The following is a 21001-nucleotide window of genomic DNA, read 5'->3' on the forward strand; positions in this document are numbered from 1 at the left end:
ATCTCCTGCCGCGCTCGTTGCGCCATTTCCACGCTTTTACGGTAATGGGACAATGGACTTGTAGCAAGGGCCATTCTGTGAGTAACTGATAGAGCCATTATATAGCCGCGAGATGCCCAAGAGCGCAGAACACGTGACCGTGGCCGGAGTGGACCTGGACCGCAGGCGTCCGGGCTCGCTGGCCACGCAGCTCTACGAAGGGCTGCGCCACGCCGTGCTGCGCGGGCAGATACGTCCTGGCGAGCGCCTTCCTTCCACGCGAGTGCTGGCTGCCGATCTCGGCGTGTCCAGAAACACGGTTACCAGCGCGTATGAGCAGCTCCTGGCCGAGGGCTACATAGAGGCGAAGGTGGGCTCAGGGACTTGCGTTGCGCGTTCGTTGCCCGACGAGCTGCTATCGGCCACTGTTGATTCCATAAAGGTCAAGAAGAAGCGCGTGCGGCGGCGATCACTCTCGACCCGTGGCAAGATGCTGTCCAGTCGCCCGGTGCGCGTGCTGACGGTGGCAGGAAGGCCACAGCCGTTTGCCTCCGGCCTGCCGGACCTGCACGAGTTCCCGTACGCCACGTGGGCGCGTCTGATGGCGCGGCATTGGCGGCGTCCTGGGTACAACCTGGTCGGTTATGGCGACCCGGCCGGCTACAAGCCACTGCGAGAAGCGATCGCTTCCTATCTGCGCGGTTCGCGTGCAGTGCGCTGCGAGACGGAACAGGTGGTCATCGTCAGCGGCTCCCAGCAGGCGCTGGACATCTCGGCGCGTCTCTTGCTCGATCCCGGCGACACGGCACTGCTGGAAGACCCGGGATATCCGGGGGCACGTGTGGCGCTCAGCGCCGCCGGAGCATCGCTGGTCCGCCTGCCCGTGGACTCGGAAGGTGCCGACATCACTGCCGCCGCTGGTAGCAAGGCCCACGTTGCCTTCGTCACGCCCTCGCACCATTTCCCGCTTGGCGTGACCATGAGCATCACGCGGCGCCTCGCGCTACTGGAGTGGGCGGAGCGAAACGGCGCGTGGGTTCTGGAGGATGATTACGACAGCGAGTACCGATATCGCGGCAAACCCCTGCCGTCGTTGCAGGGATTGGACCCGGCGGGCCGCGTCGTGTACATGGGCAGCTTCAGCAAAACAATGTTCCCATCGCTGCGCCTTGGGTTCCTCGTGCTTCCGCCCGAACTGGTGGAAGCATTTCGCCGGGCGCGCTCGGTGATCGACGGACACTCCCCGATGACGGAGCAGGCGGTGCTTGCCGACTTCATCTCCGAAGGCCACTTCGCGCGACACATCCGCCGCATGCGGGCGCTCTATCAAGAAAGGCAATCGGCGCTGGTGGAGGCGGCGCGCGGCGAACTCGAAGGCCTGCTCGAGATCCGTCCGTCGGACGGCGGCATGCACCTGGTGGGCTGGTTGCCGATCGGCGTGGACGATGTGGAGGCGTCCGAGCGCGCCCTGGCTCACGGCGTGTATACGCGCCCGCTGTCGTCGTGCTCGGTGGCGAAGGTCCGTCGCGGGGGACTGCTGCTCGGCTACGCCGCCCTGACCATCCCTCAGATACGCGAGGGGGTGAGGAAGCTCGCACAGGCGCTGCGCTGAGGCGACCGATATTCTCAGTGAGTCCGCGCTATTTGCTCGAAGTGCGCGACCGTCTCTTGAGGTACTTGGCGAACATTTTGTGGGGATCGATAGCGACGAAGACGGCGCGGCCGCGCGCCAGCACCTCGCCCTTCTCGTTGCGGATCTCGCCCACGTTCACGTGACGCCGGCCGCGGGCGTACTTTGCGCGTCCTTCGACCACCAGCGGCTTGTGCAGGGGAACGGGCTTGAGGTACTCGATGGTCATCTCGCGCGTCAGCGCAATGACGTGCTTGAGCTTGTTCACCTTGCCCATGGCCTCGTCGAGGATGGTGGCGATGATCCCGCCGTGGGCATGCTTGGGCGGCCCCCAGTAACGCTGGGGAAGCCGCATGCGGGCGACGAAGCTGTCGGTTTCTTCGTGATAGTGGAACTTCAGGTGCATGCCATGCGGATTGTCCTTGCCGCAGCCGAAGCAGAGGTTGCGTCGCAGCGCCTGGTGCTTGGTGATCTCGTGACCGGGAACGCGTTTCTTGGCCATGGGGAATCCGCTGGAATTCTAGCAGTCGCAGGACGCAGGTCGTGCGTCGCAGGCAAATCCGCCTTGCGACCTGCGACTCACGGTTTGGGACTGGGTTTCTTCGCCACCAGTTCCGCCACGCCTCTTTCTTGGACTGTCTCCCGGTAATACAGCACGTTGAGATCGCGGAAGGCCTCGAGCAGTTCGTCGCGGTCGAGGAAATACATCGGATTTCTTGGGCCCTTGGCGAACTTGCGGTGTTCCTTGGTATAAGTCTTGTACAGAAGCATGCCACTGGGTTTGAGCGCGCGGATGAGGGCAGGGAAGAGCTCGCGCTGAAGATAGAAGAAGACGAGGATCAGATCGAAACTCTCGGGCTCGAGCCTGTAAGTATTGAGGTCGCGGACGAGGAAATCGAGCTGTAGGTGCCCTCGCCCTGCCTTGGCCAGGGCCTTCTGCGCTGCGACTTCGGAAATATCCACCACCGTGACCTTCCACCCGCGCCGGCCAAGCCACAAAGCATGGCGTCCGAGGCCGCCGGCGACGTCCAACGCCGTCCCGGCCCTGGGGAATAGCGGACGAACGTATTCCTCGTAGGCGGATACCAGGAACGGGTCGGGGGTGAAGTTGGCGTGCGACCCTTCGCGGTAGCGCTGGTCCCAGGCTTGGCGTTCGTCTTTCGGCATGCTGCTGCCTAAGTCCTTATCGGCTCCAGAGTTCCGTCCGTTCGCCTGCGAAGTTGCTCAATTCACTGTGCAATAACGACAGTACGCTGCACATACTTGGTTCCTTAATGATTTTTTGCTGTACGGGCTCGATTATCCCTGTTTATTGTAGGAGACTTATAAGGTTACGGGTGGCCACGGCAAGCTGTTGGCGGCCAGGCACTAATCTGGATTCACCCCTGCCCAAGGAGGCTAGATGGCGGAGTTACAGACCCGGAGCTACCACGCGAATAACTTCGTGCGGGCGTTCCGTCGCTGGTTGGTTCCTTACGTTCAATCCCGCATCATGGCGGAACAGTTCCGCCCCCTGCTGTCGTACCTGTTCACCGAGTGGAAGTGCAACGTCGATTGCCATTATTGCTGGGCATTCAACAACAAGGTGAAGGGCATGACGGAGGAGACCGCGATCCGCTCCATCGACTGGCTGAAGTCGGTGGGATGCCGCGTGATCGCCATCATGGGCGGCGAGCCGTTGCTGCGCCGCGACATGATCCTGAAGGTCGTCGATTACGGCACCAAGAACGGCTTTTTCGTGTATCTGCCCACCAACGGCATCCTCATGAACGAGGACTTCATCGACCGCGTGGGCGACCTGGGTGTGGCTGCCATCAACCTGGCCGTGGACGCGCTCGAAGAGAGGCCGGGCCTGCCTAAGAACCTGAAGCGCATCCGCAAGCAGTTCGACTACCTGGTGAAGCAGCAGCAGAGGTACGGCTACATGATCGTGTTCAACACGAACATCTGCCGCAACAACATCGAGGACGTGTACAAGCTCACCGAGATCGCGCACGATGCCGGCATCTCCACCGACGTGCACATCAACGAGCCGCCCTACATCGAGCAGCCGCACTTCCAGCACCTGAACGACAACGTGACCTACATCATGAAGGAAGATTGGCCGCGGGTGGACGCCATCCTCGACTGGCTGATCGAGAAGAACGCGCAGGGCTACATCATGGTGAATAGCAAGGACCACCTGCGTAAGATGAAGGACTTCATGCGCGGCATCACCTACCCGTGGAACTGCCGCGCCGGCCACAACTCGTGCGTGATCCGCACCGACGGTACGCTGGCGCCTTGCTTCCCGATGTATAGCGAGACCAAGGTGGACTGGGGCAGCATCGAGGACCCGAAGTTCGACAATGCCCAGCTCGACGAGATGAAGAAGGTGTGCAACTCGCACTGCCTCTCCACCTGCCAGTACGTGCTTGGCTACTACTACAACAACGCCCACGTGCTGCGCTGGATCCTCAAGCAGGGTTTGCACGGCTGGACCGGGCGCGCCACCACCGATAATTAGGTCCCACCTGTTTCTGTACGGCCCTCGCTCGCGCGGGGGCCTTCCTCTTTCTGCGCTGTCGTCCCCCTCCGACGGATGGCGCCAAGAGTACGCGTCACAATTTCTTTCCCTGTTGGTCATTTTTTGACATAATCCTCTCCTCCCCCGGAAGGAACGCAATGACCGCGCGCGTGTCGACCGCCGCCACCGAAACCACCCCACGGCAGTGCGTTGTGATCTTCACCACGGACGAGCTTGTGCTGCCCGAGGTCGAGCAGTTTCTTGCTGCCGATTTCGACGCGTTCTTCTTGAGCGCCTGGGACCAGGTCGTCCCCTTTCTGGAGCAGCAAACCCCGCACGCCTTGTTCCTGGACATCGACACCGTGGGGGAGACCAGCAATGACGGCCTGCGCGCCATCCAGCAAGTACGCTCGCTGGCGCCCGATATCGTTCTGATCGCCCTCACCCGTTCCAACAGCCGTAACCTGCGACTGAGAGCAGAACAGTACGGCGCAGATGAGTATTTCATCGCGCCCGTGGACTTCCAGGAGCTGCGCATCGTGCTCGGCCGGGCACTGGAGAAGCGGGCCGCGGAGATTGAGGCGCGCAGGTTGCAGGAAGAGGTGGCGGCCAAGCAGTCCTTCTGCGACATGATCGGCGGCAGCGAATCGATGCAGATGGTATACGACGCGGTCCAGCGAGTGGCCGCCAGCAACACCACCGTCCTGATCCGCGGGGAAAGCGGAACCGGGAAAGAGCTGGTCGCGCGGGCCCTCGTAGCGTGCAGCCCGAGGGCAGGGAAGCCTTTCGTCAGCATCAATTGCTCGGCGCTGCCCGACAGCCTCATCGAAACGGAGCTGTTCGGGCACGAGAAAGGTGCTTTCACCGACGCACGCGAGGCCCGCGCCGGCCACATCGAGCTCGCGCACACCGGCACTCTCTTCCTCGACGAGATCGCCACCCTCGGCCTGCCGCTGCAATCCAAGCTGCTGCGGGTGCTGGAGGACCGCGTGGTGACCCGCATCGGCGGCAAGACGGCGAAGAAGATCGATTTCCGACTGATTGCCGCATCCAACGAAGACCTGGAGGAGATGGTGCAGGCGGGCCGCTTCCGCGAGGACCTCTATTACCGCATCAACGTCGTTCCCATTGTCCTGCCTCCGCTGCGCGAACGAGCCGGCGACATCGCCATCCTGGTGGACCACTATCTCCGCCTGTATTGTTCGGCAAACAATGTGCCGCTCAAACGCATGGACCCCGAAGTCCTGGAAGTGCTCGAGCAGGACGAATGGCCGGGGAACGTGCGCGAGTTGGAGAACCTGATCCAGAGGCTGGTGCTGATGGCGGACGGGCCGACCATCAAGATGCGCCACCTTCCGCAACGCATCCTCTACAGCGCCACGGCCAGCCAGGAATCCATTCTCATCCCCGAACAGGGCATCCACTTCGACGAAGAGATGGAGCGCATCGAAGCCGCGTACGTGCAGGCTGCCCTGCGGCGCACCGGCGGAACGAAGTCTGCCGCCGCCGCCCTGTTGCACATCAATGCGCAGAAGATGAAATATCTCTGCCGCAAACACAACATCACAAAGGTTTAAAAATTGACCCTGATGGGGATTAATTTCTTACCAGTGTGACTTTTTGACTCCCCGTTTTGGAACGCCGGCGCAACCCCCCACACGTAACTCCTTGCGAATCAGCGGCCAGAGATTCCAGTGGCCGCCATGGCCTTTGGCACGTCTCTTGCACTTACACTCGGCGTAACGCCGATGGGAAATCGAACCCCGGCGGCTCAAATCGAGAATTCTGAGGGAGGAAAAAATGTCGGTCCAGAAAAAGTCCCTGATCAATACGCAGGCCGCCGCGAAGAAGGCCATCCTGGCCACCAGCAAGCTGGCGACCGCGAAGCTGTCCCCGAACAAGCTGGCGCCCAACAAGCTGGCCCCGAACAAGCTGGCCCCGAACAAGCTGGCGCCCAACAAGCTAGCCCCGAACAAGCTGGCGCCCAACAAGCTAGCCCCGAACAAGCTGGCCCCGAACAAGCTGGCGCCCAACAAGCTAGCCCCGAACAAGCTGGCGCCCAACAAGCTAGCCCCGAACAAGCTGGCGCCCAACAAGCTAGCCCCGAACAAGCTGGCCCCGAACAAGCTGGCCCCTAACAAGCTGGCGCCGAACAAGCTGGCCCCGATGAAGTTCAGCTAACGTTTCTGCGGCTGTTAGAAGGGGGAGGGCGAGGCGATGAAGGTTCATCGCCTCGCTTCTTTCTTACCAGAGCTTTCGTCGCGCGAAGTCGTGCACAGCTTCCAAAGTAAGTCCCGCGATACTGCGTCGCCGAACGAATATCTTGGCGTCGCCGGTCATCCCGTCTCGCAGCCGGCCGCCGCCCCCGGAAACCGTGATAGTCACAGGATAGTACCGGGTGCTCTCGACTCCTGTGTATTCCTCTTCCTCTGAGATCTTTACCGCCTCCCGGGAGGCAGCAGGGGCGATGCGGGCGACGACTCCCGGTATGGACCGGAAGTATCCCGCGGGGCGGATCACCGCCGGGGCGCCTTGGCGAACGTTGCGCACCAGGGCTTCCGGGAGATAAACGCGGGCAGAAAAGCTCGAGGTGTCCGCCACTTCGGCGATCTCGCGTCCGGCACCGACGTATGAGCCCATGAGGTCCCCCATGCGGGGCGTCTGCAGAACGCCGGCGATGGGGCTGGAGATCGTGAGCTCGGTCACCTGGTCGTGCAGCAGTTTTTCACGAACCCCCAGTTCCCGGGATCGCGCCTCAGCCGACCCGTAGTCGGCGTAGCGAAGCTGGGCTTCAACGGTGCGCGCCTTCGCCATCGCCGCCTCGGAGCTTACGCGCTCGGCCTCGGACTGCAGGGGCAGGTTGCGCAGAATGACCAGGGGGGCGCCGGCCTGGACTGAATCGCCTTCTGCGACTCGAACTGCAACCACCGTCCCCGGCACGCGCGCTCGGACTACTGCCCGACGGGAGGGTTCCAGAATGAATCGACCGTCCACGGTTTCCCGCCACACCGGAGCGAAGAGCAGGACGAGAGCGGCGACAGCCAGAGCAGCGCGATGGCTACCCGGCCGCAGCCACTCCCGTACACGGTCTTTCTTATCCAAGTAAACAAGTTTCATAAACCTACCAAAGGTCAGGATCCGTGACTTGAAGACCAGCCATGCCAGAAGACCGGCCGGCACGAATGCCCAGTCCGGACTGTAACTGTGGGCGATGTTGTAGGCGAAATTCACCACTACGAAAAGCAGGGTATAGCCGTACGCGGAAGATAGGATGGTGTACGGTACGTAGAGCAATTTGCGACGGAAAGTGGTCGCGGGCACATCCACTGGCAAGCGGAAAATATTCCGCCGTACCCAGGCCGAGAGAAATGCCGTCGAGTTCTCCTTCAGGTCCCCGATCTCCAGCATCTCCGTGAAGATGTAGTAGCCGTCAAGTTTGATCAAAGGATTCAGATTGATGGCCACCGGCAGCAAGCCGGATACGAGCATCAGCAGGTAAGCAAAATTGTGGACGGGGGTGCCGGCTGCCGTCCCCCACCAGATGAAGCTGGCCACCGAGCAGATCAGCATCGTTATCCAGATCCCGGCCGTCACCGTCGCGATCCGCTGCCACTTGCTGCCGTAGACCCACGCTTCCGTCGTGTCGCAGAAGAACGCCGGCGAGAGATAGATCAGCAGAAAGCCCATCCGGTGCGCGCCTCCGCCTGTGTGCTTGCAAGCAAAGCCGTGCGCCGTCTCGTGGATCAGACCGATGGTCGCCAGTAACACCCAGATCTCCAGGATCGACCCGAAGCCCTTCTCCGAGAAGTTGAACATCTGCATGGTGTCGCGCGCGATCGCGCTCCAGTGCGACGCGAAGATGTAGACCATGAACGCGAACATGATGAGGTTCAGGGTCACGAACCAGCGGCTGAAAACGAGGTGGCCGATGCGGTCGTGGAGCCAGGTCAGGAAGGGGTCGGGATCCCACGCCGAGAACGAGATCTCGGACAGGTCCCCATACTTCGATTTCTTCTTGACGCGTTTTCGGCGCTCCTCCTTCAGTGTCTCCCACAACGCGATGTTCTTCTCCTGCTCCGACTTGTACCAGTACTTCTCATTGCGAGTCTCGGTGGCAAAACCCTCAATGACGTCCGGGGTACACGGGCTGCCGGTCTGCTGCGCAAAGAGGTCGGCGATCTCCTCGTAGCTGCGCTGGCCATCGAACAGCTGCAGCAGTGCCCACTGTTGGGGCTCGAACACGTAGTAGTTGTGGATCTCGGGAATGAGCAGCAAAACCACGGGGCGGCCTTCCTGGAGCTGCTCCCGCACGATGATGGAGGGATCCACGCGCGGCGGTCGCTCCACGCGGACCGCCTCCGCCGGCAGTTCCGGCAGCGCTATGTTGAGGGCCTCAAGGATGTTCATGGTGCGTGGTCGAGCCGCACGTTAGCCGTCATCCCAGGCCGCATCTCTCCAGGATCTCCCGTAAGCTCGGCCACGACCTCGATGGTGCCGCTGGAAGGGTCCACGACAGGGCTGATGAGGATGACCTTCGCGGCGTGCTTGATCTCCGGCGCGCTCGCGGAAATGACGGTCAGCTGTTCTCCCTTCTTTAGCTTTCCGATAAAACGTTCCGGCAGAGTGAACTTCACGCGCAGCGGGGCCACGGCGGTCACCCAGAAAAGGCGCTCGCCGCTCGCCACCCGCTGGCCGGCCCTGATGTAGCGTCGCGCCACCACTCCATCGAAGGGCGCACGGATGGCTGTCTTCTCGAGCTCGAGCTCGAGCGAACGCTGCGCTGCGCTGCTCTGTGCCAGCAACTCCTCCATGTTCTTCACGTTCCACTGGTCCGAAATCAGCTTGTAGGAGGCGTGGTCCAGTTGCTCTTTGGTGATGAGCTGCGCCTCCCACATCTTCTGGGCGCGCTCAAGATCGACTTCGAGCACCTTGAGTTCGGCCTGCCAGTTCTTCAGGTCAGCTTCCTGGGCCCGGGTCTTTGCCTTCGCTGCATCGAGGTCGGCGGTCAGTTGCCGGTCGTCCAAGCGGGCCAGCAAGTCGCCCTTTTTCACCGTCATTCCCGGCTCAGCGGAGATCTTCGTGACCACACCATCTCGTTGCGCTTGCACGTCAACCTGGTTTTCCACGATCACCGGGCCCGAGGCGATGAACGGACTCTCAGCCGCGGGAGTGGACGTCAATGCGGAAGCGGCTTCGGCCTTGGTCGGCAGACCCACTGCCCGCGTCGTTTCTCGGGACGTGTCGCATGCCGTCCACGTGCACACGGTGATTGCGACCAATGCTACCAGCAAGGCTCGCCTCATTTTCGGCCTCCTTACCACCCGACCCATGACCATACCTTCTCCCAGATCCACATTGTCGGCCGGCGCAGGAGTACAAAGCCTGCGGAGTGCCAGCCGGTACTGATCTTACTTCGGCCCTGCATACCCGCCCGGATGAGACCTTCAGCATTGGGAACGCTGACGCGGGCGAAGAACATCCGCTGGTTCCCCACAAGCTGACTCTTGGGGCTGAGCACGACGACGTCGCCGCGGAATGTCTTGGTCGGGAAGCCCTCGAGCTTCACGACTGCCTTCTCGCCGAGCTGAAGCAGGTTCACGTCCTTCTCATCCAGGGCGATGTCCATGACAGCGTGCGAGTTATCCACGACTTCGGCGAAGGTGTCGCCGTACGCCAAGCGTCTTCCCGCAAGGTTCTCCACATGGGGAGTGGCTACGACGCCGTTGATCGGAGAGCGCAAGTTGGTCTTCTCGAGGCGCTCCTTGGCGCGCGCAAGTTCCGCCGTCCAGTAGTTGACTTGGACCTGCTGAATGCCGGCCTCGGTGCCGTCGTTGCGGGCAAGGGCTTGGTTCATCCTCAGCGTCGACTCCTCGCGCTTGGCCTGCGCTGCCAACACCGCAGCACGGAAATCCCAGTCGTCTAGCTTGGCGAGAATGGTCCCTTGCGCGACGAGATCGCCTTCTCGCACAAGAACACGCTGTACCACTCCTTCGACCTCGGGCTGGATCTGAGCGGTATGTGCTGGGGCCACGGATGCTGTGCCGTCCACTCTCATCGGGAGGGGGAACACGGCGAGGAAGAGCACTGCAGCCGCGGCGAGGACCATGGCTGCCTTCTGCCGGCTCTTCTCCATCGCGAGGAACTTCTGTTTCCTGTGGAGCAGCGGCTCCAGCACCCCGATGAAGGGCACCTCGGTGTACATCTGCGCGTTACGCAGCGCCACCGTTGCCTGGCTTACCAGCACTTTGATCATCTCCAAATGGACCAGGCTGAGGAACCCGGGATCGCTGCTCTCGAAACTCAGTATGCCGACCCGTCCCTGGTCATCGGTGAGAGGGAGCGCATAGAATCCCCGCGCGCCGGTTTCCGCGAAGTATTCTCTGAACTTGGCTCGCGTCTCTTCGCGTTCGGCATCGATCTCTTCATCACGTTGCGTGATCCATATCTCTTCTTTCGATATCGATGCCCACTGCAGCAATTGATCCAGGCGTCGGATGCTCGGGTCGTTTCGGTCGATCTGGGGCATGCCTGACACGGCGCCCAGCTGCAGCTTGCCGCTCTTTTCGATCGCGATCGCAGCCCGCTCATACGGGATCACGGCCTGAGGACCGTTCACGATGGTCTGCATGACCCGATCGAGGTTCAGCGTCGAGGTGATCTCCTGGCTGACCTTGACCAGCGTTTCCAGGATCTCCACCTTGCGTTCCGCCTGGAGCAGGCTGGCATTGTGCAAGGCGTTGCTGGCCGTCTCGCACATGGTGGTGAGCAGGAACTGCTCGTCTTCGTCGAAGGCCGTGCCGTCGGTCCGGTTGATGGCCTCGACCACGCCCACCAGCGACCCACGGTCCATGACCGGGGCCGCGACAAGGGTGAACACCGCGCCCTCTTCAACCCCCTGGTTCCGGCGCGCCAGGCGTTCGTCATTCGGGTCCTCGATGAGCACCGGTTCGCCTGAATCGGAAATGTCTCCCGCCACGCCTTCGCCGGGCCGCTGCTGCGCGCCGATGGCGGCGGTTATGTCAACGCCCGCTTGGCTCGTCAGCGCCACGCCGTCGCCCCCCACCATCCACAGGTTCACCGCCTGGACGTTCATGATCTCGTGGAATTTCGACGTGATCATGTTCATGAGGTCGTCCATCTCGAGGTTTGAGTTGAAGACCTTTTCCAGGTCGTACATCTGGGTGATGCGGGTCAGCGACTCGAGCTGGGTGTTGCGCTCGTTCTCGTAGGCCATGCCGGTGGCCAGTGCCACGGCGGCGTATCCTGCGATCTCCTCGATGATGCTGACGTGGGCCGCGGTAAGCGGCTTGTCGAAGGTGACGACCTCGATGGCTCCGATCAGCATGTCGTCGAGCGCCAGCGGCACGACCGCCAGCGACGTCATGGTGCGCCGGATGTTCAGGTGCGCGTAGGTTTCGCGCGTCAGGTCTTTGACGGCATACAACACCGATTCCAGCTTGCCCGGGATGGCGCTCAGCGTGCCCGCGTCGAACGGAACCGTGGGGTCGTTCAGCGAGATGTCGCCCACGGTCGCCTTCGGTACCCACTCGGGGTTATTTTCGGGGTCGGGAACGATGTACACGACCACTCCGCTGTCGGGAATCAATTCGGCCACCTGCGCCGCGGTCAGTCGGGCACGCGGTTCGACCTCGCGTTGGGCCAAAAGGGCGGCGGCGAATTCCTCAAGCGGGACGGCGAATCCCGGTTTCTGAGTCGCCATGCGAGCGGTCCTCCTCGGGACTGCGCAGATCAGGACATGAGTGGGGGAGACTGTAGTACTTGCAAAAATCCTGTGCTTCTCTTACCTTGTGCGGCGCACTATAACAACGGGTACATCGGGTGTCAACGCGCGGCCGCGGCGTGAAATGCCCGTCTATTGCGGCGTTGCCGCGTCGCCGCGCCGGAGGAGACCATTTGGATATCAGCGTTCTCAAGCGTTCTGGCGTGCAGGTCATCAAGCTGAGGGGCGACCTGAAGATCGGAGAAGCGGTGGATGAGTTCCGCCACACGATCGAGGAACTGCTCGCGAGCGGCGACGCCCGGCTGGTGGTCAGCATCGGCGAGGTGCCCATGATCGACTCCAGCGGCATCGGCGTGCTGGTGCGCTCGCTGACCACGGCCAAGCAGAAGGGTGGATCCCTCAAACTGGTGAACCCCTCCAAGCTCGCCCTGCAGACCCTGAAGATCGTCGGCCTGCTCGCCCTGTTCGAAGTGTTCGATGACGAAGCCGCGGCGGTCGAGTCTTACAGCTAGGCGGCGGAAGGGCCCGGGGGCGCGCCGCCTTCCGCGCATCAGCGTCGCCGTCTTCGATCTCGACGACACTCTCTACGACTGCCTGACGCAGCGCGTGCGCGCCGCCCACCGGTACGCCGCCGAGGCCATGGCTCGCGCCGGCATTCCCGCCTCCAGCGACCAGATCTTCCGTCTGCGCATGAAAGCTTATGCGAGGGACCCACAGCTCGCGCACATCGATGGCGCAGTGTGCGACCGCTACGACGTCAAGAATCGTGAAGAGCTCACCCGCATATCGCGCGAGGCCTTCTTCTCCCTTCCAGTAGGGAAGCTGACGCTGTTCCGCGGGTCGCGCAAGGTGCTGCGCGAAATGCGGAGGCGAGGCGTGCGCGTGTTCGTGGTGAGCTATGGCATCCCCGAGACCCAGCGCGCCAAGGCAGCCGCGCTCGGACTGGACCGCGAGCCCGCCGTCGAGCGCATTTTCTTTGCCGACCGCGCCAGGATCGTGACCAAGGATTCGGCGTTCCAGGACATTCTGCGCATCACCGGCGCCGACCCGAAGAACGTGCTGGTCATCGGCGACCGCTACTCCGGCGAGATCCGGGCAGGGAACTCGCTGGGCTTGCACACTGTCCACATCCAGGGCGGCGAATTCGCCAAGCTGAGGCCGTCAGGCCCGGAGGAAAGGCCAGACTTCGAGATCCGCAAGATCGATGAAGTCCTGAAGCTTCCCTTTAAGTTCGGGACAAAAAGCACTTGACTGCAGAGATCACGGAGAGCGTAGAGAAGAGGAAATCTTAGGATTCCTCTGCGACCTCTGCGGTTGAATCTTTCGCTGCGATATACTCACAGAGGGATGGCTGCCAGCAGCGCCAGGACGTTCTACATCGAGACCTTCGGCTGTCAGATGAACTTCCACGATTCGGAGAAGGTCATCGGCACCCTGATGAGCCAGGGGTATCGGCAGGTGGAGGAGGTCGAAGATGCCGGCCTAATCCTTTACAACACCTGCTCCATCCGCGATAAGGCGGAGCAGAAGGTCTTCCACAGGCTAGCCGATTTCCGCGCCCTGCAGCGGCAGGGCAAGCGCTTCGGCGTGCTCGGCTGCGTCGCCCAGCAGGAAGGCGACAAGATTTTCGAGCGCGCCCCGCACGTGTCGCTGGTCTGCGGCTCAGCCTCGTACCGCAACCTGCCGGATATGCTGGTACAGATCGAGGCAGGGGATTCGCGCGTCACTGGCTTGGACGATCGCCAGACCGGCGAGACCTTCGAGACCGAGTTCACGGCCCGCTCGAACCCGCACCGCGGCTACATCACCATCATCGAGGGGTGCGACAAGTTCTGCGCCTTCTGCGTGGTGCCCTACACCCGCGGCAAGGAGCGTAGCCGCATCTCGGAATCGATCCTGGCCGAAGCCCGCCGGATGGCCGACCAGGGTTTCACCGAGGTCCAGCTCCTCGGTCAGAACGTGAACTCTTACCGCGACCCCTCCGGCAAGAAAACCTTCGCCGAGCTTCTGGCGGCCGTTGGGGAAGTCCCCGGCATCCGTCGCGTGCGTTTCACCACCTCGCATCCGCGCGACTTCACGAAGGACATCGTCGAGGCCATTGACGCGGTTCCCAGCCTATGCGATCACGTCCATCTGCCGGTGCAGAGCGGCTCCACCCGTTTGTTGGGCCTGATGGCCCGCGAGTACTCTCGGGAGCAGTACCTGGAGCGCATCGGCTGGATCAAGGCAGGGAAGCGCCCGATCAGCATTACCACCGACGTGATCGTCGGCTTTCCGGGCGAGACCGAACAGGACTTCGAGCAGACCATCACCCTGTTGGACCAAGTTGGCTACGACGGCATCTTTTCCTTCAAGTACTCGCCGCGGCCGAATACTCCCGCCCTGACGATGCCCGACAGCATCCCCGACGCCGAGAAATCGCACCGCCTCAGTATCCTGAACGAGCGTCAGCGCGAGATCCAGAGGGAGCGTTACCTGAAGCACATCGGCGAGACTGTTGAAGTGATGGTTGAAGGGAAGAACGGCCGCGGCCAGGTCATCGGCCGCACCTCGCAGAACAAGACCCTCAACTTCACGCACGGGCAACTCATCGATCCGGCTCTGGGTTCTTACGTGCAGGTGCGCGTGACCCAAAGTTTTCCCAACAGCCTCGTGGGCGAGATGGTATAGGCTAGGCGGCATAGGAGGGCATGATGGCCGAAGTCGAGATGAAAATCCGCGGGCTGATGATGGATCCCGTCACCAACATGCCCATCGTGATCCTGAAAGATGTCTCGGGGGACGCCGTGCTGCCCATCTGGGTCGGCATCTACGAGGCCAATGCCATCGCGCTGGAGATCGAGAAGGTCACCACGCCCCGGCCCATGACCCACGACCTGATCAAGAACCTGCTCACCGGGCTGGAAGCGCGCGTGCACAAGGTGGTGGTCAACGACCTTCGCGAGGACACCTTTTTCGCCGTCATATGGATGGAGCAGGACGGCAAGGTGATCAGCGTGGATTCGCGGCCCTCGGACGCCCTCGCCCTGGCCCTGCGCCTGGATTGCCCCATCTTCGTCGAGGACCAGGTGCTGAAGACCTCCAAGCTGGCCAACTCCGTCTCCGACCGCGTGTCGAATGAGGAGCTGCGCAAGTGGCTGGAGAACCTCAACGACGAAGACCTGGGGCGCTACAAGATGTGACGCCACTTGGCGGGGCGTCTGAGCCCCGCCGGCGTCATCCTGAGCGAGCGGCGCCAGCCGCGAGTCGAAGGATCTCTACAAATGGACCCGTCCGAGCAGCTCCAGCGCATCTACGCCGCCGGATTCAACCTGGAGACATTCGATCGTTATCCCAACGCCGTCGGCGTGACCCGCGACGGCGCCATCGCCTTGCTGGCAGTCACGCCCGCGGGGCTGAGCATGATCGGCTCGCCCGGTTGGCGCATGGGCGAGGTCATGGGCGTGCTGGTGGAGAAGGACGCGCAGCAGGTGTTTCAGGCGAAGGCAGAGGTACTCGAAGCGACTCCCGAAATGCTGGAAACGCTTAGACGTTTTCGGGAAGACCTTGACCGGCTGCTGAACCCGGAGCGGTAGGGAATGCCATCTGCCCGGGTTGATAGCGTCGTGCGGGCTCGCAGACCCGCAGATTCATTAGCCCTATTTGTTAGTTAACATAATACTTCTTATCGGACATTACTTGCAGCAGGGCTATTGCTGCTGCGCCGGCGGCGCGCTCGACCTATCCGCGACCCTCGGCGTCGGCGCCGTTACCGTCCCCATCCGCCCGCTCAGGTCATCACGCAAGATGAACTTCACGGTGAAATTCCCCGGCGGTACTTTCAGAACGTCCGTGTACCCAAACCCCTGCTGCCTCAGCAGCGACAAGCCTCTGTCCTGTAAATGCGCGTCCACGTCCTTGATGAGGTCGCCGACGTGGCCCCCTTGGGCGTCCATCGCGTACGCAATGATGCTCAGCTTAAGGTGGTTGTGCTCGTTCTCGTCCACGTTCAACACGCCCGGCGGCACCATGATTTGGAACCGGTACTGCCGCTTGCCATCCTTCTCGGCCGTGTTCAGCCACTTCACGGTCATCGCTACTCCGGTGTATTCGATCGGGGAGGCTACGGCCACAGCGATGTCGTTCTTGCGCCGCTCCTCCCAGCTCTGCTCAGTGCCTGCCGTTATGTATCCGCTACGAGCACGAATGCTGACCTTCGGCACATTGACCTTCACCTGGATTTTGCGCCATGTGGGCTTCTCCGTCGGAATCGCGTAGTAGCTCAACATGTAATAACGGGATGAATCTTCCACCGCGCGTTTGAAGCAGGTGTACAGATCGCTGCGGAACGAACATATGGTCCCACCCGTGTACGTGGTCAGGCTCTCGTTCATCATCTGCCGCTGGACGGACGAAGTCATGGGCCGCGAGTTTCGAAAGGCAGGACCGGCATATGCCGGATTTTCGGTCTGCATGGGGTTGACCTGGTACACCGCAAAGTTCGCCGCGCTCAATTCGCGCCACGTGTTGACACACTGTTGCCCCATGGACACCTGTTCTCCATGAATGTTTGTCATCGAAGCGAAAAATGGGCACTCGAACCCGGGACTTACCCACACCAGCGTCTTGCGACCGGGCACACCGCGCAACCCAAATGCCAGTTGTTCGAATGCGAGCATGATCTTCTCGATGTTCTCTTCCTGGATTCGCCGCATCATGCGCTGGGCCCCGGCTTGCGGACCGCCGCCGGTCATGATTTCTTCCAGGCTTTGGGCCTCTTTTGTTACGTCCATCGCGTTCGCAATGCTGTTTGCCCCTGCCGCGTCGGCTTCCCTGGCTAGGTCATCCTCCGACGGCCCCCGAAACTCCATTTTGCCCCGCACCTCTTTTAGCGCTGCGAGCAACACCTCACGCGACGTCGTGAAGTCATGGACAATCTTCAGCCCCGATCGCCCGACGTCGGCGACCATTGTTGGCTCGCGCTCGCCCGCGGCGCGCAACAGGAAGTTCATGAGCTCGTTCCGCGCGTTGCCTTGTTCCGAGTAACCGGCAAGGAGGTGATCAATGAGAATGATGGTGACAGCCGCCGGTCGCGGTGCATCGGTCAGCAAGTTCGTGTACTCGCCCGGCTTAGCGGCCGCATGTTGTATGGTTTGCGGTTCGGCTTTCACTTCTTCGAAGAATGCGACGCGTTTTGCTTTCCCGTCTTCGAGGACCGTGAAATCGTCCTGCTTCAGCCCTTCCACGAATTTGTGGTCGCGAACAATCACCACCGGAACCGTTACCAGTTCCGTCCGCGCTGTGAACTTCGGCGTTCCCGGAGATGGCTTCTCCTGCGCACAACAACATACGACGAAAATCAGCACGAATAGCAACCTGATGCTGCGCCGCATAATCCGCTCCTTTGTGTTTCCGTCACGATTAGGGACTGGTGACCGGATCCTGGTGCCCTGCGAGCACCACCTTGGGATGGAACAGCGTCCCTGCCACCCTGGAGGCGATGGCGATAAGCTCCGACTGCCCTACGAAAACCTTTACAAACCTGGCTTTCGACATATCCGGCAGGTTGACGGCCATGCCGTGGCAGACCTTTGCCGCAACTTCTTCGGCAACCGTCACCGACGGAAATGCCGGTAAGACCCGCCGCAGATGCACGAATACACTCTCCGGATCCCCCGTTTGGGCGGCTGCCTCGACCTCGGTGAGGGTCTTGGCATCCGACAGGTCGAACTCCCCCGATGCCGTCCGGCGCAGAGTAGCCAGATGCGCCCCAACTCCCAGCGCTCGCCCCAGCTCGTGCGCGATCGATCTCAGATAGGTGCCCGCGGATACTCGCGAGCGGAATCTCGCCCGGTCACCGTCGACCGACAGAATCTCCAGCTCTTTCACTTCGACCGTGACCGGCTGCAGTTCGACCTCTTTTTTCTTGCGCGCCAGCTTGTACGCCGGAACGCCCGCAATTTTCTTTGCCGAGAATGGTGGTGGCACTTGCTCCAGCTTCCCCAAGAACCGCGCCGCCGCCGAGCGCACCTGTTCCAAAGAGAGGCTGACGGCTTTCGGCTCGCTCACGCGGTCTCCATCGGCGTCGTAGGTGTCGGTGGCGAAGCCGAAGCGGATCTCGCCCTCGTAGGTCTTCTCGGCGTCGCCGTAGTACTGCGCCAGGCGGGTCATGCGGCCAAGCACCAGCGGCAGGACCCCGGTGGCCATGGGATCGAGGGTGCCCAGGTGCCCGACTGAGCGCTCGTGCAGCAGACGGCGAACGCGCGCCACCACGTCGTGCGACGTCATCCCGGCCGGCTTGTCGATGACCAAGACACCGTTCATGGCTTTCTGCTATCGTGAGGTCAGAACGCGGACCGCGTCAACCATGAACGCCATTACGTGCCGGTTGTACGGCGCTCACTCTGAACGATGATCCCCATTCGCGACGATACTCCGCGCACCACCACGCCTTATGTCACCTATTTTCTGGTTGCGCTGAACCTGCTGATCTTTCTGTTCGAGGTGGTGCTCGACCCGCGCAGCCGGACTGGTTTTATTGCCACCTTCGGCATGGTCCCGGTGCGCGTGCTCGGCTTGCTCCGCGGACATCCCGCCGCGGCGCTCGTTCCCGTGGTCACCGCGATGTTCCTGCACGCCTCCTGGCTGCACGTCATCTTCAACATGTGGGGATTGTGGATCTTTGGCGATAACATCGAGGACTACCTTGGGCACGTCCGCTACCTGCTGTTCTACTTCCTCAGCGGGTTTGCCGCCGCCGTGTTGCACATCTTCTTCAACGCTGGCTCGCAGGTACCCAGCGTGGGCGCCAGCGGCGCCATCGCCGGCGTGATGGGTGCGTACTTTCTGCTGTACCCCTCGGCCCGTGTGCTGACTTTGATTCCCTTCTTCTTTCTCTACTTCACGTGGCTGCCGGCGTGGCTGGTGCTGGGATACTGGTTCATCGTGCAGTTCCTGAGCGGCGCCGCCACTGCGATCACTTACTCGCACCAGACCGGAGGTGGCGTTGCCGTCTGGGCGCACGTGGGGGGATTCGTCGCGGGGATGGGGCTGATCAAGCTCTTCCCTGCCCGCGCGCCGCGGTACCGCTACACCGAGTGGTCCTGAACCTAGGCAGAGCGCAGAAGTCAGATCGCAGAAGTCACTTCTGCCTTCTTCGTTCTAACTTCTTCGCTTAATTCGTGCCCGCGGCCGCTGCTGCGGTCATGCGCCGCTTGAGCCGGTCGCGCAGCGCCGCAGGGGCGGCGGCATTGCACGCCACCAGGAACCACAGCGGACGGCTTGGATCAGCCGCCAACTGCTCCAACGTTTCCACGCTGGCGTTGGGATGCCGGGCGACGTTCTCCTGCACCGCGTCGTACGGGTGCTCTGAGAGCTTGTCGAGGATGGTTGCCGGGGTGTTGGGGTGCTCGGCGATGGTACGCAGCAGCAGGTAATCGTCCGCGGGCGCGCTCTCGGCCAGTAGCGCCAGCTCCTGCGAGCTGGTTTGCGGATCGCGCGCCAGTTCCAGCTTGCGGTCCCAGTCGCGGTTGATCCCGTTCAGTTCCCTGGTGCGCTCCTCGATCAGCGATTGCAGGAGATTCTTTTCCTTATCGAGCTGATCAGTCTTGAGCACGAACTTCTGGATGGAATCGAGCACCCCCTTGAGGTGCTGCCGCTCGCCGTAGATGATCTGCGTGGTGCGCCTGGTGGGATTGAATTCGCGCGGATAATCGGATCTGCGCATGGCCGCCTCCCGGGGAGAACCGCATTGTACTGCGCTTCGGCCACGATTCTAAGTTACGGCGATCACAATTCGTGGAATTCTGGATGTCTGGGTGAACAACCAGCCTACAGGGCGCCTGCCGTGGGCGCGATCACCACTTCTTCCACGGTCGCGTTCTCCGGCAGCAGGATGGCGTTGACCACCACCGACGCCACGCTCTCCGGCGATATCATCCGGGAGCGCGGCGCATCCGGCCAGAACTGCTTCCAGATGTCGGTATCGGTCGCCCCGGGCATGAGCCCCATGACGCGGATGCCCTTCGCCCGCACTTCTTCGCGCAGCGTCAGGGTAAAGCCCATGACGCCGTGTTTAGCGGCCACGTACGCCGCCATTCCCGGAAAGTAACCTTTTGCCGCGACCGAAAGATTGTTCACGATGGTGCTGCCTCGGGCCATCAGAGGCAACGCGGCGTGGGTACAAAGGAAGGTTCCCGTCAGGTTGGTCTCGATCGTCTCCTGCCACGCTTCGATCGATAGCTCGTCAATATTCTTTAGAGGACCCGCGTAGCCGGCGTTGTTCACCAGCACGTTCACGCACCCGAACTCGCGCTTGACGGCCGCGAACAGGTGCTGCACGGACTTGGCGTCGCGGACATCGCAGCGCTCCACCAGAACCCTGGTTCCGTGCTTCTCGACCCGTTTGGCCGCCGACGTCAGCTCGCCGGAATTGCGCGCGGTAAACACGACATTGAACCCAGCCTTCGCCAGTCCCTCGGCGATGGCCAGGCCCATGCCCCGGCTGGCGCCGGTGACGACAGCGGTCTTGGTATCGGATTTGGCGGGCATCAGCTCCCGTTCCTGCCCTTGGCGCGGATCAGCGCGAGGAATTCCTGGCGGGTCTCCTGCTCGTCGCGGAAAACGCCCAGCATCGACGAGGTGACCGCCGCCGAATGCTGCTTCTCCACCCCGCGCATCATCATGCACAGGTGGCGGGCCTCGATCACCACGCCCACGCCCTGCGGATCGATGGCGTTCTGGATGGTCTCGGCGATCTGTACCGTCAGGCGTTCCTGCACCTGGAGTCGGCGCGCGAAGATGTCGATCAGACGCGGGATCTTGCTCAGCCCGATCACCTTGCCCTTGGGGATGTAGGCGACGTGCACCTTGCCGAAGAACGGCAGCAGGTGGTGCTCGCACAGGCTGAACATCTCGATGTCCTTCACTATGACCATCTCGTCGTAATCGACGTCGAACAGGGCTTCCCGGAGGATCTTCTCCGGGTCTTCCTGGTAGCCCTTGGTGAGGTACTGGAGGGAGCTGACCATGCGCCCGGGCGTGTCCAACAGCCCGTTGCGCGCGGGGTCCTCACCTAGCCGCACCAGCAATTCCCGCGTCAGTTCTTCGAAGCTGGCGCTGGTCAGCGTCACGGGTTCCACCGATCTCTTCATGGGCCCTCCCTTGC

The 21001-nt window shown here is 62.0% G+C and carries 20 protein-coding genes; 9 read left to right on the forward strand and 11 right to left on the reverse strand.

Annotation, left to right across the window (positions count from 1 at the left end):
- Window positions 1-112 precede the first annotated feature (112 nt).
- Window positions 113-1591: a PLP-dependent aminotransferase family protein gene (locus LAN37_05940; protein ID MBZ5646750.1), complete on the forward strand. Its 1479-nt coding sequence runs from the start codon at window positions 113-115 to the stop codon at window positions 1589-1591.
- Window positions 1592-1619: 28 nt separating this feature from the next.
- Here LAN37_05940 and LAN37_05945 read toward each other — a convergent pair whose 3' ends face one another.
- Window positions 1620-2111, reverse strand: coding sequence for a PaaI family thioesterase (locus tag LAN37_05945; protein ID MBZ5646751.1), 492 nt, complete (start codon window positions 2109-2111; stop codon window positions 1620-1622).
- A gap of 77 nt (window positions 2112-2188) precedes the next feature.
- Complete coding sequence (locus tag LAN37_05950) at window positions 2189-2776, reverse strand: class I SAM-dependent methyltransferase (protein ID MBZ5646752.1); 588 nt, start codon at window positions 2774-2776, stop codon at window positions 2189-2191.
- 235 nt (window positions 2777-3011) lie between these two features.
- Here LAN37_05950 and LAN37_05955 point away from each other — a divergent pair, with 235 nt between their 5' ends.
- Together LAN37_05955 and LAN37_05960 are read left to right on the forward strand one after the other, a co-directional pair.
- Window positions 3012-4115 carry a radical SAM protein gene (locus LAN37_05955; GenBank protein ID MBZ5646753.1) on the forward strand — a complete coding sequence of 368 codons (1104 nt, stop codon included), beginning with the start codon at window positions 3012-3014 and terminating at the stop codon, window positions 4113-4115.
- 158 nt (window positions 4116-4273) lie between these two features.
- Window positions 4274-5692 (forward strand): sigma-54 dependent transcriptional regulator, encoded by a 1419-nt coding sequence (locus tag LAN37_05960; GenBank protein MBZ5646754.1) that lies wholly within the window; start codon window positions 4274-4276, stop codon window positions 5690-5692.
- 27 nt (window positions 5693-5719) lie between these two features.
- On the opposite strand, the gene LAN37_05965 is transcribed toward LAN37_05960, so the two are convergent.
- The 4 genes from LAN37_05965 to LAN37_05980 form a co-directional block, all read right to left on the reverse strand.
- On the reverse strand, window positions 5720-6292 hold the full coding sequence (locus tag LAN37_05965; protein MBZ5646755.1) for a pentapeptide repeat-containing protein: 573 nt from the start codon (window positions 6290-6292) through the stop codon (window positions 5720-5722).
- A 67-nt stretch (window positions 6293-6359) separates the two neighbouring features.
- On the reverse strand, window positions 6360-8522 hold the full coding sequence (locus LAN37_05970; GenBank protein MBZ5646756.1) for an HlyD family efflux transporter periplasmic adaptor subunit: 2163 nt from the start codon (window positions 8520-8522) through the stop codon (window positions 6360-6362).
- Window positions 8519-9331, reverse strand: a complete 813-nt coding sequence (locus LAN37_05975; protein MBZ5646757.1) for an efflux RND transporter periplasmic adaptor subunit — start codon at window positions 9329-9331, stop codon at window positions 8519-8521. The genes LAN37_05970 and LAN37_05975 overlap by 4 nt, the downstream gene beginning before the upstream one ends.
- A gap of 98 nt (window positions 9332-9429) precedes the next feature.
- A complete protein-coding gene (locus LAN37_05980) occupies window positions 9430-11835 on the reverse strand; it encodes an efflux RND transporter periplasmic adaptor subunit (protein ID MBZ5646758.1) in 2406 nt (801 codons plus the stop codon).
- A gap of 194 nt (window positions 11836-12029) precedes the next feature.
- Here LAN37_05980 and LAN37_05985 point away from each other — a divergent pair, with 194 nt between their 5' ends.
- The 5 genes from LAN37_05985 (at window position 12030) to LAN37_06005 (ending at window position 15431) form a co-directional block, all read left to right on the forward strand.
- A complete protein-coding gene (locus LAN37_05985; GenBank protein MBZ5646759.1) occupies window positions 12030-12368 on the forward strand; it encodes an STAS domain-containing protein in 339 nt (112 codons plus the stop codon).
- Window positions 12334-13107, forward strand: a complete 774-nt coding sequence (locus LAN37_05990; protein MBZ5646760.1) for an HAD family hydrolase — start codon at window positions 12334-12336, stop codon at window positions 13105-13107. Before LAN37_05985 ends, LAN37_05990 begins: the two co-directional genes overlap by 35 nt.
- A gap of 96 nt (window positions 13108-13203) precedes the next feature.
- Window positions 13204-14526, forward strand: coding sequence for a tRNA (N6-isopentenyl adenosine(37)-C2)-methylthiotransferase MiaB (miaB, locus tag LAN37_05995; protein ID MBZ5646761.1), 1323 nt, complete (start codon window positions 13204-13206; stop codon window positions 14524-14526).
- Window positions 14527-14549: 23 nt separating this feature from the next.
- Window positions 14550-15038 carry a bifunctional nuclease family protein gene (locus LAN37_06000; protein ID MBZ5646762.1) on the forward strand — a complete coding sequence of 163 codons (489 nt, stop codon included), beginning with the start codon at window positions 14550-14552 and terminating at the stop codon, window positions 15036-15038.
- Between the two features lie 81 nt (window positions 15039-15119).
- A complete protein-coding gene (locus LAN37_06005; GenBank protein ID MBZ5646763.1) occupies window positions 15120-15431 on the forward strand; it encodes a hypothetical protein in 312 nt (103 codons plus the stop codon).
- A 114-nt stretch (window positions 15432-15545) separates the two neighbouring features.
- On the opposite strand, the gene LAN37_06010 is transcribed toward LAN37_06005, so the two are convergent.
- Both LAN37_06010 and truB read right to left on the reverse strand, forming a co-directional pair.
- The gene (locus tag LAN37_06010) at window positions 15546-17228 is read right to left on the reverse strand and encodes a VWA domain-containing protein (GenBank protein ID MBZ5646764.1); all 1683 of its coding nucleotides are present in this window, start codon (window positions 17226-17228) and stop codon (window positions 15546-15548) included.
- Between the two features lie 28 nt (window positions 17229-17256).
- On the reverse strand, window positions 17257-18159 hold the full coding sequence (gene truB, locus LAN37_06015) for a tRNA pseudouridine(55) synthase TruB (protein ID MBZ5646765.1): 903 nt from the start codon (window positions 18157-18159) through the stop codon (window positions 17257-17259).
- A gap of 87 nt (window positions 18160-18246) precedes the next feature.
- On the opposite strand from truB, the gene LAN37_06020 reads away from it, so the two are divergent.
- Complete coding sequence (locus LAN37_06020; GenBank protein MBZ5646766.1) at window positions 18247-18942, forward strand: rhomboid family intramembrane serine protease; 696 nt, start codon at window positions 18247-18249, stop codon at window positions 18940-18942.
- 67 nt (window positions 18943-19009) lie between these two features.
- Here the strand turns inward: LAN37_06020 and LAN37_06025 are convergent, their stop codons facing one another.
- The 3 genes from LAN37_06025 to folE form a co-directional block, all read right to left on the reverse strand.
- Window positions 19010-19561, reverse strand: a complete 552-nt coding sequence (locus LAN37_06025; GenBank protein MBZ5646767.1) for a hypothetical protein — start codon at window positions 19559-19561, stop codon at window positions 19010-19012.
- Between the two features lie 104 nt (window positions 19562-19665).
- Window positions 19666-20385, reverse strand: a complete 720-nt coding sequence (locus tag LAN37_06030) for an SDR family NAD(P)-dependent oxidoreductase (protein ID MBZ5646768.1) — start codon at window positions 20383-20385, stop codon at window positions 19666-19668.
- Window positions 20385-20987 (reverse strand): GTP cyclohydrolase I FolE, encoded by a 603-nt coding sequence (folE, locus tag LAN37_06035; protein MBZ5646769.1) that lies wholly within the window; start codon window positions 20985-20987, stop codon window positions 20385-20387. Before folE ends, LAN37_06030 begins: the two co-directional genes overlap by 1 nt.
- Window positions 20988-21001 lie beyond the last annotated feature (14 nt).

The sequence above is a fragment of the Terriglobia bacterium genome, from assembly GCA_020073495.1.
Taxonomy (GTDB): domain Bacteria; phylum Acidobacteriota; class Terriglobia; order Terriglobales; family Acidobacteriaceae; genus JAIQFD01.

What these genes read in the sequence shown, in the direction of transcription:
- LAN37_06025 (MBZ5646767.1), bottom strand. Translation starts at nt 19,561, where the DNA reads ATGCGCAGATCCGATTATCCGCGCGAATTCAATCCCACCAGGCGCACC.
- LAN37_06030 (MBZ5646768.1), bottom strand. Translation starts at nt 20,385, where the DNA reads ATGCCCGCCAAATCCGATACCAAGACCGCTGTCGTCACCGGCGCCAGC.
- folE (MBZ5646769.1), bottom strand. Translation starts at nt 20,987, where the DNA reads ATGAAGAGATCGGTGGAACCCGTGACGCTGACCAGCGCCAGCTTCGAA.
- LAN37_06000 (MBZ5646762.1), top strand. Translation starts at nt 14,550, where the DNA reads ATGGCCGAAGTCGAGATGAAAATCCGCGGGCTGATGATGGATCCCGTC.
- LAN37_05955 (MBZ5646753.1), top strand. Translation starts at nt 3,012, where the DNA reads ATGGCGGAGTTACAGACCCGGAGCTACCACGCGAATAACTTCGTGCGG.
- LAN37_06020 (MBZ5646766.1), top strand. Translation starts at nt 18,247, where the DNA reads ATGATCCCCATTCGCGACGATACTCCGCGCACCACCACGCCTTATGTC.
- LAN37_05990 (MBZ5646760.1), top strand. Translation starts at nt 12,334, where the DNA reads ATGACGAAGCCGCGGCGGTCGAGTCTTACAGCTAGGCGGCGGAAGGGC.
- LAN37_05940 (MBZ5646750.1), top strand. Translation starts at nt 113, where the DNA reads ATGCCCAAGAGCGCAGAACACGTGACCGTGGCCGGAGTGGACCTGGAC.
- LAN37_05980 (MBZ5646758.1), bottom strand. Translation starts at nt 11,835, where the DNA reads ATGGCGACTCAGAAACCGGGATTCGCCGTCCCGCTTGAGGAATTCGCC.
- truB (MBZ5646765.1), bottom strand. Translation starts at nt 18,159, where the DNA reads ATGAACGGTGTCTTGGTCATCGACAAGCCGGCCGGGATGACGTCGCAC.
- LAN37_05960 (MBZ5646754.1), top strand. Translation starts at nt 4,274, where the DNA reads ATGACCGCGCGCGTGTCGACCGCCGCCACCGAAACCACCCCACGGCAG.
- LAN37_06010 (MBZ5646764.1), bottom strand. Translation starts at nt 17,228, where the DNA reads ATGCGGCGCAGCATCAGGTTGCTATTCGTGCTGATTTTCGTCGTATGT.
- LAN37_06005 (MBZ5646763.1), top strand. Translation starts at nt 15,120, where the DNA reads ATGGACCCGTCCGAGCAGCTCCAGCGCATCTACGCCGCCGGATTCAAC.
- miaB (MBZ5646761.1), top strand. Translation starts at nt 13,204, where the DNA reads ATGGCTGCCAGCAGCGCCAGGACGTTCTACATCGAGACCTTCGGCTGT.
- LAN37_05950 (MBZ5646752.1), bottom strand. Translation starts at nt 2,776, where the DNA reads ATGCCGAAAGACGAACGCCAAGCCTGGGACCAGCGCTACCGCGAAGGG.
- LAN37_05945 (MBZ5646751.1), bottom strand. Translation starts at nt 2,111, where the DNA reads ATGGCCAAGAAACGCGTTCCCGGTCACGAGATCACCAAGCACCAGGCG.
- LAN37_05970 (MBZ5646756.1), bottom strand. Translation starts at nt 8,522, where the DNA reads ATGAACATCCTTGAGGCCCTCAACATAGCGCTGCCGGAACTGCCGGCG.